The sequence below is a fragment of the Plantibacter sp. genome, from assembly GCF_059073635.1.
This window is the reverse complement of the sequence record NZ_JCACOF010000009.1, coordinates 231240-247363: the sequence shown is the minus strand read 5'-3', so window position 1 is coordinate 247363 and position 16124 is coordinate 231240. Positions and strand designations below refer to the sequence as shown.

At 68.4% G+C, this 16124-nt stretch carries 11 protein-coding genes; all 11 read right to left on the bottom strand.

Annotated elements, in window-relative coordinates:
• Nucleotides 1-116: 116 nt before the first annotated feature.
• The 11 genes from gap to AC5JOC_RS11095 all read right to left on the bottom strand — a co-directional run bounded on the left by gap (nucleotide 117) and on the right by AC5JOC_RS11095 (nucleotide 16124).
• A complete protein-coding gene (gene gap / locus AC5JOC_RS11145) occupies nucleotides 117-1124 on the bottom strand; it encodes a type I glyceraldehyde-3-phosphate dehydrogenase (RefSeq protein ID WP_064296923.1) in 1008 nt (335 codons plus the stop codon).
• Nucleotides 1125-1248: 124 nt separating this feature from the next.
• The gene (locus tag AC5JOC_RS11140; protein WP_064296922.1) at nucleotides 1249-1875 is read right to left on the bottom strand and encodes a superoxide dismutase; all 627 of its coding nucleotides are present in this window, start codon (nucleotides 1873-1875) and stop codon (nucleotides 1249-1251) included.
• Between the two features lie 155 nt (nucleotides 1876-2030).
• Nucleotides 2031-3008: a DNA-binding protein WhiA gene (gene whiA / locus AC5JOC_RS11135; RefSeq protein WP_064296921.1), complete on the bottom strand. Its 978-nt coding sequence runs from the start codon at nucleotides 3006-3008 to the stop codon at nucleotides 2031-2033.
• A gap of 124 nt (nucleotides 3009-3132) precedes the next feature.
• Nucleotides 3133-4014 (bottom strand): RNase adapter RapZ, encoded by an 882-nt coding sequence (gene rapZ, locus AC5JOC_RS11130; RefSeq protein ID WP_064296920.1) that lies wholly within the window; start codon nucleotides 4012-4014, stop codon nucleotides 3133-3135.
• A 34-nt stretch (nucleotides 4015-4048) separates the two neighbouring features.
• Complete coding sequence (gene uvrC, locus AC5JOC_RS11125; RefSeq protein ID WP_079705955.1) at nucleotides 4049-5974, bottom strand: excinuclease ABC subunit UvrC; 1926 nt, start codon at nucleotides 5972-5974, stop codon at nucleotides 4049-4051.
• A 1-nt stretch (nucleotide 5975) separates the two neighbouring features.
• Nucleotides 5976-8867 (bottom strand): excinuclease ABC subunit UvrA, encoded by a 2892-nt coding sequence (gene uvrA / locus AC5JOC_RS11120; protein ID WP_159878819.1) that lies wholly within the window; start codon nucleotides 8865-8867, stop codon nucleotides 5976-5978.
• A 79-nt stretch (nucleotides 8868-8946) separates the two neighbouring features.
• Nucleotides 8947-11013: an excinuclease ABC subunit UvrB gene (uvrB, locus tag AC5JOC_RS11115; RefSeq protein WP_056777426.1), complete on the bottom strand. Its 2067-nt coding sequence runs from the start codon at nucleotides 11011-11013 to the stop codon at nucleotides 8947-8949.
• Between the two features lie 68 nt (nucleotides 11014-11081).
• Nucleotides 11082-11711, bottom strand: coding sequence for a dephospho-CoA kinase (gene coaE / locus AC5JOC_RS11110; RefSeq protein WP_494246443.1), 630 nt, complete (start codon nucleotides 11709-11711; stop codon nucleotides 11082-11084).
• A 121-nt stretch (nucleotides 11712-11832) separates the two neighbouring features.
• On the bottom strand, nucleotides 11833-13290 hold the full coding sequence (rpsA, locus tag AC5JOC_RS11105; protein WP_056005690.1) for a 30S ribosomal protein S1: 1458 nt from the start codon (nucleotides 13288-13290) through the stop codon (nucleotides 11833-11835).
• A 174-nt stretch (nucleotides 13291-13464) separates the two neighbouring features.
• A complete protein-coding gene (locus AC5JOC_RS11100) occupies nucleotides 13465-14451 on the bottom strand; it encodes an epimerase (protein WP_494246442.1) in 987 nt (328 codons plus the stop codon).
• On the bottom strand, nucleotides 14448-16124 hold the full coding sequence (locus AC5JOC_RS11095) for a DUF885 domain-containing protein (protein WP_086473273.1): 1677 nt from the start codon (nucleotides 16122-16124) through the stop codon (nucleotides 14448-14450). Before AC5JOC_RS11095 ends, AC5JOC_RS11100 begins: the two co-directional genes overlap by 4 nt.

Genomic DNA, 16124 nt, shown 5'->3' with positions numbered 1-16124 from the left:
CTGAGCCACGACCACCGACGAAGCCGAACGGGCGCCCTGAAGATGATTCAGGACGCCCGTTCGGACCATGCGGTGTCTGGCTGCTCGGGTGAGGAGTGCGGCAGACAGCCGGTTGGTTAGAGGCGGTCCGCGACGTACTCGGTGAGGTCGACGAGGCGGTTCGAGTAGCCCCACTCGTTGTCGTACCACGAGGCGACCTTGACCTGCGAGCCGATGACCTTGGTGAGGCCGGCGTCGAAGATCGAGGAGTGCGGGTCGGTCACGATGTCGCTCGAGACGATCGGGTCCTCGGTGTACTTCAGGATGCCCTTGAGGGGGCCCTCGGCGGCAGCCTTGTACGCGGCGTTGATCTCCTCGACCGTGGCCGGGTTGGTCAGCTCGACCGTGAGGTCGGTGATCGAACCGGTCGGGACCGGGACGCGCAGGGCGTAGCCGTCGAGCTTGCCGACGAGCTCCGGGATGACCAGGCCGAGTGCCTTGGCTGCACCGGTGGAGGTCGGGATGATGTTGACGGCGGCGGCGCGCGCACGACGGAGGTCGCTGTGCGGGCCGTCCTGCAGGTTCTGGTCGGCGGTGTAGGCGTGGACCGTGGTCATGAGGCCACGCTCGATGCCGAAGTTGTCGAGCAGGACCTTGGCGAGCGGCGCGAGGCAGTTCGTCGTGCAGGACGCGTTCGAGATGATGTCGTGCGTCGCGGCGTCGTAGGTGCCCTCGTTGACGCCGAGGACGATCGTGGCGACGTCGCTGCCCGTGGCGGGAGCCGAGACGAGGACCTTCTTGGCGCCGGCGGTGATGTGCTTGCGGGCGTCGTCGGACTTCGTGAAGCGACCGGTCGACTCGATGACGATGTCGACGCCGAGCTCGCCCCAGGGGAGGTCGGCGGGGTCGCGCTCCGCGAGCACGATGATGGGCTTGCCGTTGACGATGATCTTGTCGCCGTCGAGCTCGACCGTCGCGTCCAGACGACCCGTGATGGAGTCGTACTTCAGGAGGTGGGCGAGCGCCTTGTTGTCGGTGAGGTCGTTGACAGCGACGATCTCGAGGTCGCTGCCCTTGGCGAGGGCGGCGCGGAAGAAGTTGCGGCCGATGCGGCCGAAGCCGTTGATGCCGATCTTGACGGACACAGATGACTCCTGATACTGAGGCGCCAGACGGCGCGATTGTACGGTCTGCTCGGAGTGAGCGCCCTCCCCGAGTGAGGAGGAAGGTGGTCCGTCCCGGCCCGTGGGACCGGGACGGACCGGTCAACTACGACAGTACCAGCAGGCCGTTGGTCTGCTTGCGCGCGACCTCGAAGCGTGCCTGGACGTCGGCCCAGTTGACGATGTTCCAGAACGCCTTGACGTAGTCGGCGCGGACGTTCTTGTAGTCGAGGTAGTAGGCGTGCTCCCAGACGTCGAGCAGCAGCAGCGGGACGGTGCCGGCCGGGAAGTTGCCCTGCTGGTCGAAGAACTGCTGGATGTTGATGCGCTGACCGAGGGTGTCCCAGGTGAGCGCGGCCCATCCGGAACCCTGCACGCCGAGCGCCGCGGCGGTGAAGTGCGCCTGGAACTTGTCGAAGCTGCCGAAGTACTCGTCGACGGCCGACTCGAGCTCGCCGGTCGGCTTGTCGCCGCCGTCCGGGGAGAGGTTGTTCCACCAGATGGTGTGGTTGACGTGACCGCCGAGGTTGAACGCGAGGTCCTTCTCGAGCTTGTTGACGTTCGTGAAGTCGTTGGCGTCGCGGGCCTCAGCGAGCTTCTCGAGGGCCGTGTTCGCACCGGCCACGTAGGTGGCGTGGTGCTTGTCGTGGTGGAGCTCGGTGATGGTCGCACTGATGTGCGGCTCGAGCGCACTGTAGTCGTACGGCAATTCGGGCAGTGAGTAAACAGCCATTCTTCGTGATCTCCTCGTGTTGTCCCGTGCGCTGTCTGCACACGGCTCTGAGCGTCATCACCCAGTCTAGTGAGCGGCAACCGTCGGGAGTCGGGGCTTGTTCCCAGCATGACGAACCGCGACGATGGCGGGTCGGCGAGGATTCACGAGCTGTTTCAGTCCTCGTAATCCGCCGGGAGGTTGGCGTCCGTGCCCGGGATGCCGAGATCGCTCGCGTGCTTGTCCGCCATGGCGAGCAGGCGCCGGATGCGGCCGGCGATGGCGTCCTTCGTCATCGGAGGGTCGGCGAAGTGGCCCAGTTCGTCGAGGCTGGCCTCACGGTGGTCGAGGCGCAGGGCACCGGCGTACTGCAGGTGGTCGGGGACCTCGTCGCCCAGGATCTCGAGGGCGCGCTCGACGCGCGCGCAGGCCGCCACGGCCGCCTGGGCGGAGCGGCGCAGGTTGGCGTCGTCGAAGTTGACGAGGCGGTTCGCGGTCGCCCGGACCTCCTTGCGCTGCCGCATCTCCTCCCAGGAGGTGACGGTGCCGGTGGCACCCATGAGCGACAGCATGCCGCTGATCGCGTCACCCTCGCGGATGACGACACGGTGGATGCCGCGGACCTCACGCGCCTTCGCGGAGACACCGATGCGGCCGGCGGCACCGACGAGCGCCATCGCGGACTCGTTGCCGGGGCACACGACGTCGAGCGACGCCGATCGGCCGGGGTCGGTGAGGGACCCGGTGGCGAGGAACGCCCCCCGCCAGACGGCGGCGAGTTCGTCGCGCGACCCGGTGGTCAGCCGGTTCGGCAGCCCGCGGACCGCACGCCGTCGGGCGTCGAGGAGTCCGGTCTGCCGGGCGAGGGTCTCGCCGCCCTCGATGACGCGCACCACGAACAGGCTCGGTTTGCCCGAGCTGCCGGGGTTCTGCACGAGGATCTCGCTGCGGATCCCGTAGAGCTCGCCGATGTCACGACGCACCCGCTGCGCGAGGGTCGGACTGTCGAGTTCGGCTTCGATCGCCACGCGCCCGGAGATCGTGTGGAGTCCGCCGGAGAAGCGGAGCAGGGACGCGAGTTCGGCCGCTCGGACCGAGTTGCGGGTCTCGCGGACGAGCGCCAGTTCGTTCTTGACGTCGGCGGTGAGGGCCACGGTGGTTCCTATCTGTCGTGATCGCGCCGTCGGAGTGCGGCGTCGATCCTGCATGTTCGCGATCCGGAGGCGTGGTGCCTCGGACCGTTCGGGCTCCGCCGCGGCTGCGTCGGGCCCGTGGGCGTCATTCGCGCCCGAGGTCTCGGTGCCGGACGTGCACGGCGACGCCGGACTGGTTCCGCAGCCGGTCGGCGAGTTCGAGGGCGACCGCGACCGAGCGGTGCTTGCCCCCCGTGCAGCCGACGGCGATGGTGACGTGACGCTTGTTCTCGCGCTGGTACCCGGCGAGGACGGGTTCGAGGGCGTGGGCGTAGCTCTCGAGGAACTCGGCGGCTCCGGTCTGCGAGAGCACGTACTCACTGACCTCGGGGTCCTGACCGCTCAACGCACGCAGCTCCGGAACCCAGAACGGGTTCGGGAGGAACCGCATGTCGGCGACGAGGTCCGCATCAGGCGGCAGGCCGTACTTGAACCCGAAGCTCAGCACGGTGACCTGGACACCCGGTGTCTCCGCGCCGGCGAAGAGCTCACGCGTGGTCGTGGCGAGCTGGTGGATGTTGAGGTCGCTCGTGTCGATGATGACGTCGCTCGACTCACGGATCTCGCTCAGTCGGTGACGCTCCGCCACGATGCCGTCGAGGATCGTGCCCTCGCCCTGCAGCGGGTGCGGCCTGCGGACGGCTTCGAACCGGCGGACGAGCGCCGCGTCGGTCGCCTCCAGGAAGATCATGCGGAGGTGCGTCCCGCCCCGGAGCGCCGGCACGATCTCCTGCAGCTCGCTGAAGAAGTCGCGGCCGCGGACGTCGACCACCGCGGCGATCCGCGGCAGACGTGATCCGGCGCGCTCGGCGAGGTCGACGAGGGGACGGAGCATCTGCGGGGGCAGGTTGTCGACGACGTACCAGCCGAGATCCTCGAGCGCGTTCGCGACGGTGGAGCGTCCGGCGCCGGACATCCCCGTGACGATGAGGACTTCCTGCTGGTGCTGCGGCTGGCCCGGGGTCATCGACACGCTTTCCTCGAAGGTCTGAAGTCCCAGCCTACCCATTCCGCGAGGCCTGCGAGGGCTGTGCGGAGCCGGAGGTCAACGCCTCGTGCACCGTGGCCGCCAGTTTGTCGCCGATGCCCTTGACCTCGGTGATCTCGGCCGGCGTCGCGGTCTTCAGGCGGGCGACGGATCCGAAGTGCTTGAGCAGCTCGCGGACCTTCGCCGGACCGAGCCCCGGGATCTCGCCGAGGACGGTCGAGATGTCGCGCTTCCGCTTCTGTCGCTGGAAACTGATGGCGAACCGGTGCGCCTCGTCGCGGACCCGCTGGAGGAGGAACAGCGCTTCGCTCCCCCGCGGCAGGATCACCGGATACGGGTCGTCGGGCAACCAGATCTCCTCCAGTCGCTTCGCCAGTCCGCACAGGGTGATCCCGGTCAGGCCGGACTCCTCCAGCGCACGTGCGGCGGCGGCGACCTGTGGTTGCCCGCCGTCGACGATGAGGAGCTGCGGCGGATAGGTGAACTTCCGGCGCTTGCGCTCCCCCGTGGTCTCGTCGACCGTCTCGACGGGCTCGGACGACGTCAGGTGCGCGAGTCGCCGGGAGACGACCTGGTAGATCGAGTCGGTGTCGTCGGTGGACTCGGCGACGCCGAAGCGGCGGTACTCGTCCTTGCGGGACAGCCCGTCCTCGAAGACCACCATCGACGCCACGATGTTGGTACCGCTCAGGTGCGACACGTCGAAGCACTCGATCCGCAGGGGCGCCTCGGGCATCCCGAGCGCATCGCGGATGTCCTCGAGTGCCTGTGTCCGGGCGACGAAGTCGGAGCTGCGCCGGGTCTTGTAGAGCATGAGGGCCTGCTTGGCGTTGACGACCGCGGTCTCCATGAGCGTCGCCTTCTCGCCGCGTTGGGCGACGCGGAGGGCGACCTTCGAGCCGCGGCGTTCGGCCAGCCAGTCCTCGAGGCTCTCGGCGTCGTCCGGCAGTTCCGGGACGAGCACCTCTCGCGGGACCTCGGTCCCGCTCGCGGCGGCGTACACCCGTTGGACGACGCTGTCGACGAGCTCGGCGGTCGACATGTCGAGCTCCTTGTCGACGGTCCACGACCGCACTCCGCGGATGCGGCCGCCACGGACGATGAACTGCTGCACCGACGCGGCGAGCTCGTCGTGGTCGATGCCGAACAGGTCGGCGTCCACTGCGTCGCGCAGGACGACCGCGCTCTTCGCGAGCACCTGGTCGAGCGCTTGGAGCTGATCCCGGTAGACGGCCGCGGACTCGTAGTCCTGGCGGGCCGCTGCGGCCTTCATGTCGGCGGTGATGCGCGTCGTGAACCGGCGGTCGTTGCCGACCATGAACGAGACGAAGTCGTCGACGATCGCGCGGTGTTCCTCGATGGTGACCTTGCCGGAGCACGGGCCGCCGCATCGCCCGATCTGCCCGGGGAAGCAGGGCTTCCCCGAGGCCATGGCCCGCTTGTACGCCGAGTCGGAGCAGGTGCGGATCGGGAAGACCTTGATCATGAGGTCGACCGTGTCGTGGACGGCCCAGATCTTCGGGTACGGACCGAAGTACTTGGCCCCCGGGATCCGGGTGTTCCGGGTGACCATGACGCGCGGCGCCTCGTCACCGAGGGTGACCGCGAGGTACGGGTACGACTTGTCGTCGCGGAACTTGACGTTGAACGGCGGGTCGTACTCCTTGATCCACGTGTACTCGAGCTGCAGCGCCTCGACGTCGCTGCCGACCGTCGTCCAGGTGACCCCGGTCGCGGTCGTCACCATGCGGCGCGTGCGCTCGTGGAGGGTGTGCAGGGGCGCGAAGTAGTTGCTGAGCCTCGCCCGGAGGTTCATCGCCTTGCCGACGTAGAGCACCCGGCCCGAGTCGTCGCTGAAGCGGTACACGCCGGGCATGGTGGGGATCTCCCCCGCCTTCGGCCGGTACGCCAGACCACTTCCGCCGCGGACGGCCGCCACGTCAGCCCGCCTTGCGGCTGCCGCCGGCCTCTGCCTCGAACAGTTCGTTCAGGAAGAAGCCCGTGTGGCTGCCGGGGACCGTCGCGAGGTGCTCCGGTGTCCCGGTGGCGAGGACCGTCCCACCACCGGCTCCACCCTCGGGGCCCATGTCGATGAGCCAGTCTGCGGACTTGATGACGTCGAGGTTGTGCTCGATCACGATGACCGTGTTGCCCTTGTCGACGAGCCCGCCGAGGACGAGCAGCAGTTTCCGGACGTCTTCGAAGTGCAGACCCGTGGTCGGCTCGTCGAGGACGTAGACACTGCGTCCGTTGCTCCGCCGCTGCAGCTCCGTCGCGAGCTTCACGCGCTGGGCCTCGCCGCCGGACAGCGTCGTGGCGCTCTGGCCGAGACGGACGTAGCCCAGGCCGACCTCGACGAGCGTCTTCAGGAACCGGTGGATCGAGGAGATCGGCTCGAAGAAGTCGGCAGCCTCGGCGATCGGCATGTCGAGGACCTCGGCGATGTTCTTGCCCTTGTAGTGGATGGTCAGGGTGTCGCGGTTGTACCGCGCTCCCCCGCACACCTCGCAGGCGACGTAGACGTCGGGCAGGAAGTTCATCTCGATCTTGATCGTGCCGTCGCCCGAGCAGGCCTCACAGCGGCCGCCCTTGACGTTGAAGCTGAACCTGCCGGCGAGGTAGCCGCGGACCTTGGCCTCCTGCGTCTCCGCGAAGAGGTTGCGGATCTTGTCGAAGACGCCCGTGTACGTGGCGGGGTTCGAGCGCGGGGTGCGGCCGATGGGCGCCTGGTCGACGTGGACGACCTTGTCGAGGTGCTCCAGACCCGTGACCCTGGTGTGCTTGCCGGGCAGCTTGCGCGCGCCGTTCAGCTTGTTCGCCAGGACCCGGTACAGGACGTCGTTGACGAGCGAGGACTTCCCGGAGCCGCTCACGCCGGTGACGGCGGTGAGGACCCCGAGCGGGAAGTCCGCGCTGACCTTCTTCAGGTTGTTGGCCTGCGCTCCGATCACCTGGATCTGACGCTTCGTGTCGATCGGACGACGCTTCGCCGGGATCTCGATGGCCTTGCGGCCGGAGAGGTAGTCACCGGTGAGGGACTCGGTGTTGGCCTCGAGCGCCTCGTACGACCCGGAGTGCACGACACGGCCGCCGTTGACGCCCGCGCCGGGACCGATGTCGACGATCCAGTCGGCGGTGCGGATGGTGTCCTCGTCGTGTTCGACGACGATCAGCGTGTTGCCGAGGTCGCGCAGGGCCACGAGGGTCTCGATGAGACGGCGGTTGTCGCGCTGGTGCAGGCCGATGCTCGGTTCGTCGAGGACGTAGAGCACGCCGGTGAGTCCCGAGCCGATCTGCGTCGCGAGGCGGATGCGCTGCGCCTCACCGCCCGAGAGGGAGCCGGCGGTCCGGGCCAGGTCGAGGTAGTTGAGTCCGACCTGGATCAGGAAGTCGAGTCGGACCTTGATCTCGCGCAACACCTGCGCGGCGATGTGGGCCTCGCGGTCGCTCAGCTCGAGGCGGTCCATGAACGCGCGGGCGTCGGAGAGGCTCAGTTCGGCGACCTCGGCGATGTTGTGCTCGTGGATCAGGACGGAGAGGACCTCGGGCTTGAGGCGACGACCGCCGCAGACCTGGCACGGGACTTCGCGCAGGTACTCGGACCAGCGCACGCGCTGGCTGTCGGTGTCGGCCTGGAGGTACTGACGCTCGATGTACGGGATGACGCCCTCGAAGCCCGAGGAGTAGCTCATCTCGCGGCCGAAGCGGTTCTTCCACTTGACCTTGACCTTGAAGTTGTCGCCGCGGAGCACCGCCTCCTGGACCGACGCCGGCAGGTCGCGCCAGGGGGTGTCGAGCGAGAAGTCGAGGTCGCGGGCCAGCCCGTCGAGCAGCTTCTCGTAGTACTGGTAGAGCCCCTTGCCCTGGGTGGTCCACGGGACGATGACGCCCTCGTTGATGCTGAGCTCCTCGTCGCCGAGGAGCAGCTCCGCGTCGACCGACATGCGCGTGCCGAGGCCCGAGCACTCCGGGCAGGCGCCGAACGGGGCGTTGAACGAGAACGTCCGCGGCTCGATCTCGGTCAGCTGCAACGGGTGGTTGTTCGGGCAGGAGAGCTTCTCGGAGAAGGTGCGCCAGGCGTCGTCGCCCTCCTCGTCGACGAAGTTGATCGTCACGAGGCCGTCGGTGAGCTGCAGTGCCGTCTCGAGGGAGTCGGTCAGGCGACCGAGGATCTCGGGCCCGGCGACGAGGCGGTCGACGACGACCGCGATGTCGTGCTTGACCTGCTTCTTGAGGGTCGGCGGTTCCGCGAGCTGGATCGCCTCGCCGTCGACGATGGCGCGCGCGAAGCCCTTGGCCGAGAGCTCCTTGAAGAGGTCGACGAACTCGCCCTTCTTCTGGCTCACGACGGGGGCGACGATCTGGTAGCGGCGTCGCTCCTCGAGCTCCATCAGCTGGTCGGCGATCTGCTGCACCGTCTGACGCTGGATGACCTCGCCGCAGACCGGGCAGTGCGGGACGCCGATGCGCGCCCAGAGCAGCCGCATGTAGTCGTAGACCTCGGTGATCGTCCCGACGGTCGACCGGGGGTTGCGGTTCGTGGACTTCTGGTCGATCGAGACCGCGGGGCTCAGGCCCTCGATGAAGTCGACGTCCGGGCGGTCCACCTGACCGAGGAACTGGCGGGCGTACGCCGAGAGCGACTCGACGTAGCGTCGCTGGCCCTCGGCGAAGATCGTGTCGAAGGCGAGTGAGGACTTCCCCGAGCCCGAGAGACCCGTGAAGACGACGAGCGAGTCGCGAGGGATCTCGAGGTCGACGTTCTGAAGATTGTGGACGCGGGCACCGCGGACGCTGAGCGTGGAGTGGTGATCTACCTTGGCAATTGACACCCTTCGAGTCTACGCAGCACCACCGACACCGGACTCCCGAGCGGTGTCTGTGGTACTGCGCTCTCAGCGAAGCGGCGGACTAGATGTGCCCGGCCTTGGCCATCTGTCGAAGTTCCTGCTTGAGTTCGGAGACCTCGTCGCGGAGACGGCCGGCGAGTTCGAACTTGAGCTCCGCCGCGGCGGCCAGCATCTGCGCGTTGAGGTCCGCGATGATCGACTCGAGGTCGTTCGCGCCCTCGGCGGCGATGCCCTCCCGCCGCAGGTTCGGCGTCGGGCTCTTCTTCTTGCCGTTGTCGCGTCCGGCGAGCAGTGCCGCGGTGTCCGCGCCTTCCCGGGCGAGCGCCTCGGTGATGTCTGCGATCCGCTTGCGCAGCGGCTGCGGATCGATCCCGCGCTCCTCGTTGTAGGCGACCTGCTTCTCGCGGCGACGGTCCGTCTCCTCGATCGCGCGCTTCATCGAGTCGGTCAGGACGTCGGCGTACATGTGGACCTCGCCGGACACGTTGCGGGCGGCACGACCGATGGTCTGGATGAGCGAGGTCGACGAGCGGAGGAAGCCCTCCTTGTCGGCGTCGAGGATCGCCACGAGCGAGACCTCCGGGAGGTCGAGCCCCTCGCGCAGCAGGTTGATGCCGATGAGGACGTCGTAGACGCCCTGCCGGAGTTCGCTCAACAGCTCGACCCGCCGCAGGGTGTCGACGTCGGAGTGCAGGTAGCGGACGCGCACGCCGGCCTCGGTCAGGAAGTCGGTGAGCTCCTCCGCCATCTTCTTGGTGAGGGTGGTGACGAGGACGCGTTCGTCGCGCTCGGCGCGGACCCGGATCTCCTCGAGGAGGTCGTCGATCTGGCCGTTGGAGGGCTTCACGATGATCGCCGGGTCGACGAGGCCGGTCGGGCGGATGATCTGCTCGACGATGCCGTCCGCGATGCCCATCTCGTACTTGCCCGGCGTCGCCGAGAGGTACACCGTCTGGCCGACGCGGTTCTTGAACTCGTCCCACCGGAGCGGGCGGTTGTCCATCGCACTCGGGAGTCGGAACCCGTGCTCGACGAGGGTGCGCTTGCGGGAGGCGTCGCCCTCGAACATCGCGCCGATCTGCGGGACGGTGACATGCGACTCGTCGATGACGGTGAGGAAGTCGTCGGGGAAGTAGTCGAGGAGGCAGTTCGGTGCCTCGCCGGCCGAGCGGCCGTCGATGTGGCGCGAGTAGTTCTCGATGCCGGAGCAGAAGCCGATCTGCTGCATCATCTCGAGGTCGAAGGTGGTGCGCATGCGGAGCCGCTGGGCCTCGAGGAGCTTGCCCTCGCGTTCGAGCGACTGGAGCCGCTCCGCCAGCTCCTCCTGGATGGTGCCGATGGCGCGCTGGATCGTCTGCGGGCTGGCGGCGTAGTGGGAGGCCGGGAACACCGACACCGCGTCGAGCTTCTTCACGACGTCGCCGGTGAGCGGGTGCAGGGCGTAGAGGGCCTCGATCTCGTCGCCGAAGAACTCGATGCGGATCGCGAGCTCCTCGTAGACCGGGATGATCTCGATGGTGTCGCCGCGCACACGGAAGTTGCCGCGCGAGAAGTCGACGTCGTTGCGGTTGTACTGCATACCGACGAACTTGCGGATGAGTCGGTCGCGCCCGATGTTCTGCCCGACCTGCAGCGCCGCCATCGCCTCCAGGTACTCCTCCGCCGCACCGAGGCCGTAGATGCACGACACGGTCGACACGACGATGACGTCGCGACGGCTCAGCAGCGAGTTGGTGGTCGAGTGCCGCAGCCGCTCGACCTCGGCGTTGATCGACGAGTCCTTCTCGATGAAGGTGTCGGTCTGTGGGACGTAGGCCTCGGGCTGGTAGTAGTCGTAGTAGGAGACGAAGTACTCGACCGCGTTGTTCGGCATGAGCTCGCGGAACTCGTTCGCCAGCTGGGCCGCGAGCGTCTTGTTGTGCGCCAGGACGAGCGTCGGGCGCTGGACGGCTTCGATGAGCCAGGCGGTCGTCGCGGACTTGCCGGTACCCGTGGCGCCCAACAGGACGACGTCGGTCTCGCCGGCGTTGATGCGCCCGGACAGCTGCTCGATGGCGGCGGGCTGATCGCCGCTCGGCTCGTACTCGCTGATCACCTCGAAGGGGCGGACGGCGCGTGTTGGTTCCATGCTCCGAGTCTACGGAGGACCACCGACACCACTGCCCCGCTTCGCCCACAGCGGAGCGGGCGACGCGCTCAGACGCCGTCCTGACGGTCGGGCGCCCGTACAGCGGCCGCGGCGGCGCGGTGCCAGACCGCGTCGACCTGGCTGAGGGTGTGCTCGAGCGAGCCGGCGGTGTCGATCACCACGTCGGCGACGGCGGTGCGCTGCTCCTCGGTCGCCTGGGCCGCGATCCGTCGTTCCGCCTCGACCCGGTCGAGCCCGCGGAGGTCGACGAGCCGACGGGCGCGCTCCCCCTCCGGAGCCGCGGCGACGACCACGAGGTCGAACTCGTCGGCGCGGCCGGTCTCGACGAGCAGCGGGACGTCGTAGACGACGACGGCACCGGGGTCGCTCGAGGCTTCGGCGATCCGGGCCTGTGAACGCCGCTTGACCTCCGGGTGCACGATGGCGTTGAGGTCGGCCCGCGCCTGGTCGTCGGCGAAGACGATGGAGCCGAGCGCAGCGCGGTCGAGTGCTCCGTCGGGCCCGATCACGTCGGCACCGAAGCGCTCCGCGATGGCGGCCAGTCCCGGGGTCCCCGGCTCGACGGCCTCTCGTGAGAGGACGTCCGCGTCGATGACGACGGCGCCGTGTTCAGCGAGCCGGGCCGCGATGGTCGATTTGCCGGAGGCGATCCCGCCGGTGAGGCCGATGAGGTACATGTCAGCCAGCGTACCCGCGGAGCGTGCAGCGCCTTCGACGAGCGCCCCTCGCACAACGCAGCAGGGGGCCGCCCGAAGGCGACCCCCTGCTGGACACCGACGCTGGTCGGTGCTGGTGGGACTAGTTGCTCGAGAGCTTCTCGCGGAGGGCCGCGAGGGACTCGTCGTCAGCGAGCGTGCCGCCGCCGGCGGAGTCGCTCGAGAACGAGGAACCGGCCGACGAGGACGCGGTCGACGAGGAAGCCTGGTTGGCCTCTTCGACGGCTGCGGCAGCGACCTGCTTCTTGTGCGCTTCCCAACGAGCCTGGGCGGCAGCGTAGTCCTGCTCCCACTTCTCGCGCTCGGCGTCGAAGCCTTCCTTCCACTCCTGCGTCTCGGCGTCGAAGCCCTCGGGGTACTTGTAGTTCCCGAGCTCGTCGTACTCCGTGAGCATGCCGTAGAGGGCCGGGTCGAACTCGGTGCCCTCGGGGTCGACACCCTCGTTGGCCTGCTTGAGGCTCAGCGAGATGCGGCGACGCTCGAGGTCGATGTCGATGACCTTGACGAAGACCTCTTCGCCGACCGAAACGACCTGCTCGGCGAGCTCGACGTGCTTGCCGGAGAGCTCCGAGATGTGCACGAGGCCCTCGATGCCGTCTGCGACGCGGACGAACGCACCGAACGGGACGAGCTTGGTGACCTTACCCGGTGCAACCTGGCCGATGGCGTGGGTGCGGGCGAAGACCTGCCACGGGTCCTCCTGGGTCGCCTTGAGCGACAGCGAGACGCGCTCGCGGTCCAGGTCGACCTCGAGGATCTCGACGGTGACTTCCTGACCGACCTCGACGACCTCGCTGGCGTGCTCGATGTGCTTCCAGCTGAGCTCGGAGACGTGGACGAGACCGTCGACGCCGCCGAGGTCGACGAACGCGCCGAAGTTGACGATCGAGGAGACGACGCCCTTGCGGACCTGTCCCTTCTGGAGGTTGTTGAGGAAGGTGGTGCGGCTCTCGGACTGCGTCTGCTCGAGGAGCGCACGGCGCGACAGGACCACGTTGTTGCGGTTCTTGTCGAGCTCGAGGATCTTCGCCTCGATCTCCTGGCCGAGGTACGGCGTGAGGTCGCGGACGCGGCGCAGCTCGATGAGCGAGGCCGGGAGGAAGCCACGGAGGCCGATGTCGACGATGAGGCCGCCCTTGACGACCTCGATGACCGAACCGGTGACGACGCCGTCGGATTCCTTGATCTTCTCCACGTCGCCCCAAGCACGCTCGTACTGTGCGCGCTTCTTCGACAGGATCAGACGGCCTTCCTTGTCCTCCTTCTGGAGAACGAGAGCCTCGATCGTGTCGCCGACGTTGACGACCTCGGAGGGGTCGACGTCGTGCTTGATGGAGAGTTCACGCGAGGGGATGACACCCTCGGTCTTGTAGCCGACGTCGAGGAGGACCTCGTCGCGGTCGATCTTCACGACGGTGCCCTCGATGAGGTCGCCGTCGTTGAAGAACTTCAGAGTCTTTTCGACCGCTGCGAGGAAGTCCTCAGCAGATCCGATGTCGTTGATTGCGACCTGCTTGGGGGCGGTCGTTGCGCTTGTCATGTAGTAATTGCTCCAGGTGGACAATGATTCAGGCCGGCCTCGCGCACGGCTCCGGACCCGTGGATGACCACGGACGTTGATCGAAGCGATGCTGTTGTGTGAACCGATCCGGGGATCGGTGTCGCTCTGCGAGACGGGCAGGCGGATAGGACGTCACAATTGTGACAGTCCAGTCTAGCGATTTTCCGGGTGTGCAGGCAAGCCGCGGTCGGAGAGGATGTCCCGCAGCGCTGGATCGAGCGTCGGGTGCTCGAACCGGTAGCCCGCCTGCAGCAACCGCTCCGGCATCGCCCAGCGACTCTTCAGGACCAGCTCGCTCTCGGTCCGCAGGACGGACATCCCGATCTCCAGCAACCAGCGGGGTGCGGGGAGGCCGACCGGCATCCCGAGCGCGTACCGCACGGTCCGCATGAATCCGCGGTTGTCGGTGGGGTTCGGGGACGTCACGTTGACGACGCCGTCGAGTTCGGGACGGCCACGGAGGAACCGGACGATGCCGACGACGTCGTCCAGATGGATCCAGCTGAACCGCTGCCGCCCGCCCGGCGTCCCGAACCGGTGATCCGTCCCGGCGGCACGACGCGATCGGGAACTGGGCCAGTGACCGTCCAGTTGGGGTCCGCCGAGGCCGAGACGCGCCAACCACCGGAGCGGGGTGAGCGCTCCGCCGTCGCCCAGGACGATCGCGATGCGGAGGGCGACCCGTCGTGTCCCGGGCAGCTCGTCCGCGAAGAACGCCTGCTCCCAGGCGGTCGCGACGTCGACGGAGAACCCGGAACCGATCTCGCCGTCGGCCTCCGTCATCGGGCGGTCGTCGGCATGGCGGTAGATCGTGGCGGTCGACGAGTTGATCCAGAGCGGCGGAGGCGAGGCGGCTGCACGCACCGCCCGCGCCAGCTCCGTCGTCGTGTCCACGCGGGACCGGAGGATCTCGGCGCGGTTCGACGGGGTGTAGCGACAGTTCACGCTCTTCCCGGCGAGGTTGACCAGGAGGTCCGCGCCGTCGACCAGCCGGGCGATGCCCGTGTGGTCACCCCACCGCGCGTCGGCGGCACCGCGCCCGATGACGGAGACGGTGGCGCCGTCGGCCCGGAACGACTCGACCAGACGACGCCCGATGAACCCGGACGCGCCGGCGACGACGATCCGTTCGGTCGTCATCCGAGCATCGCCGACCGCAGCGTGTCGAGCCCGACGCCACCGAGGTCCAGTGCCCGACGGTGGAAGTCCTTGATGTCGAAGGCGTCCCCGGCGCGGCGGGCCGCGTCGTCGCGGAGCTGTTCCCAGATGCGCTGGCCGATCTTGTACGACGGCGCCTGGCCGGGCCAACCGAGGTACCGGTTGACCTCGAACCGGACGAACTCCGGCGACATGTTGACGTTGCGACCCATGAAGTCGAAGGCGTACTCGGCGGTCCAGGTCCCGCTGCCGTCCGGGAGCGGCTTGCCGAGGTGCACGCCGATGTCGAGGACGACGCGGGCCGCGCGCATCCGCTGACCGTCGAGCATGCCCAGGCGGTCCGCCGGGTCGTCGAGGTATCCGAGCTGCTCCATCAGGCGCTCGGCGTAGAGCGCCCAGCCCTCGGCGTGGCCGGAGGTGCCGGCGAGCTGTCGACGCCAGAGGTTGAGCGTCTTCCGGTTGACGACGGCCTGCCCGATCTGCAGGTGATGTCCTGGCACACCCTCGTGGTAGACGGTCGTGAGCTCGCGCCACGTGTCGAACTCGGTGACGCCGGCGGGGACGGACCACCACATGCGGCCAGGGCGAGAGAAGTCGTCCGTCGGGCCGGTGTAGTAGATCCCACCCTCCTGCGTCGGCGCGATCATGCACTCGAGCGCGCGGATCTCCTGCGGGATGTCGAAGTGCGTCCGCCCCAGCTCCTCGACCGCACGGTCACTCGTCTCCTGCATCCACCGCTGGAGCGCGTCGGTGCCGTGCAGCTTGCGCGCCGGATCCTGTTCGAGGAAGGCGACCGCCTCCTCGACGGACGCGCCGGGGAGGATCTCGTTCGCGATCGCCTCCTGCTCCGACACCATGCGCGCCAGTTCCTCGATGCCCCACTCGTAGCTCTCGTCGAGGTCGACCGTCGCGCCGAGGAAACGGCGGGACTGCAGCGCGTAGAGCTCGCGGCCGATGGCGTCCTCCTGGGTTGCAGCAGGCAGCAGTTCGTGCGCGAGGAAGTCCGCCAGACGGTTGTAGGCGACGGCTGCGGCACCGGCACCCGTCGAGAGTTCGGCGGCGAGGGACGCCGGGAGCTGGCCGTCCGCCGGACCGGCGTTGGCGGCGAAGCCGATGAAGAACCCGTCGTCGGCGCCGGTGCGGAGGACCTGCTCGTACACCTCGGCCACCTGGCGGCGTGCCGGGGTGATCCCCCGGGCGATGCCCTCGCGCAGGGTCTCGATGTACCCGTCGACCGCGTCCGGCAACGCGCCGAGGCGGGTCCGGATGGTGCTCCAGTCCTCGACCGTCGCGGTCGGCATCAGGTCGAAGACGTCGCGCAGCTCCTGCGACGGCGACGCGATCACGTTGAGGTCGCGGTACTGGAGACCGGCCTCCGACGAGGCGAGGTCGAGCTCCAGCTCCGCCGAGAGGTCGGTCTGGGTGACGCGGTCGACGGCGTCGACCGGTGCGGCCGACCGCAGCTCGCGAAGCGTGCGCGACGCGGCTTCGATGTACGCCTCGTGCCCGGCCGGCGAGTAGTCGCCGTACCGTCCGCCGACGTCCGTGCGGCCGATGTAGGTACCGACCTCCGGCTTCAGCTGGACGAGGGTCTCCACCCAGCTCTCGGCGATGGCGTCGATCGGTGTGCTCTGACGAGGTTCTTCGTGGGACAT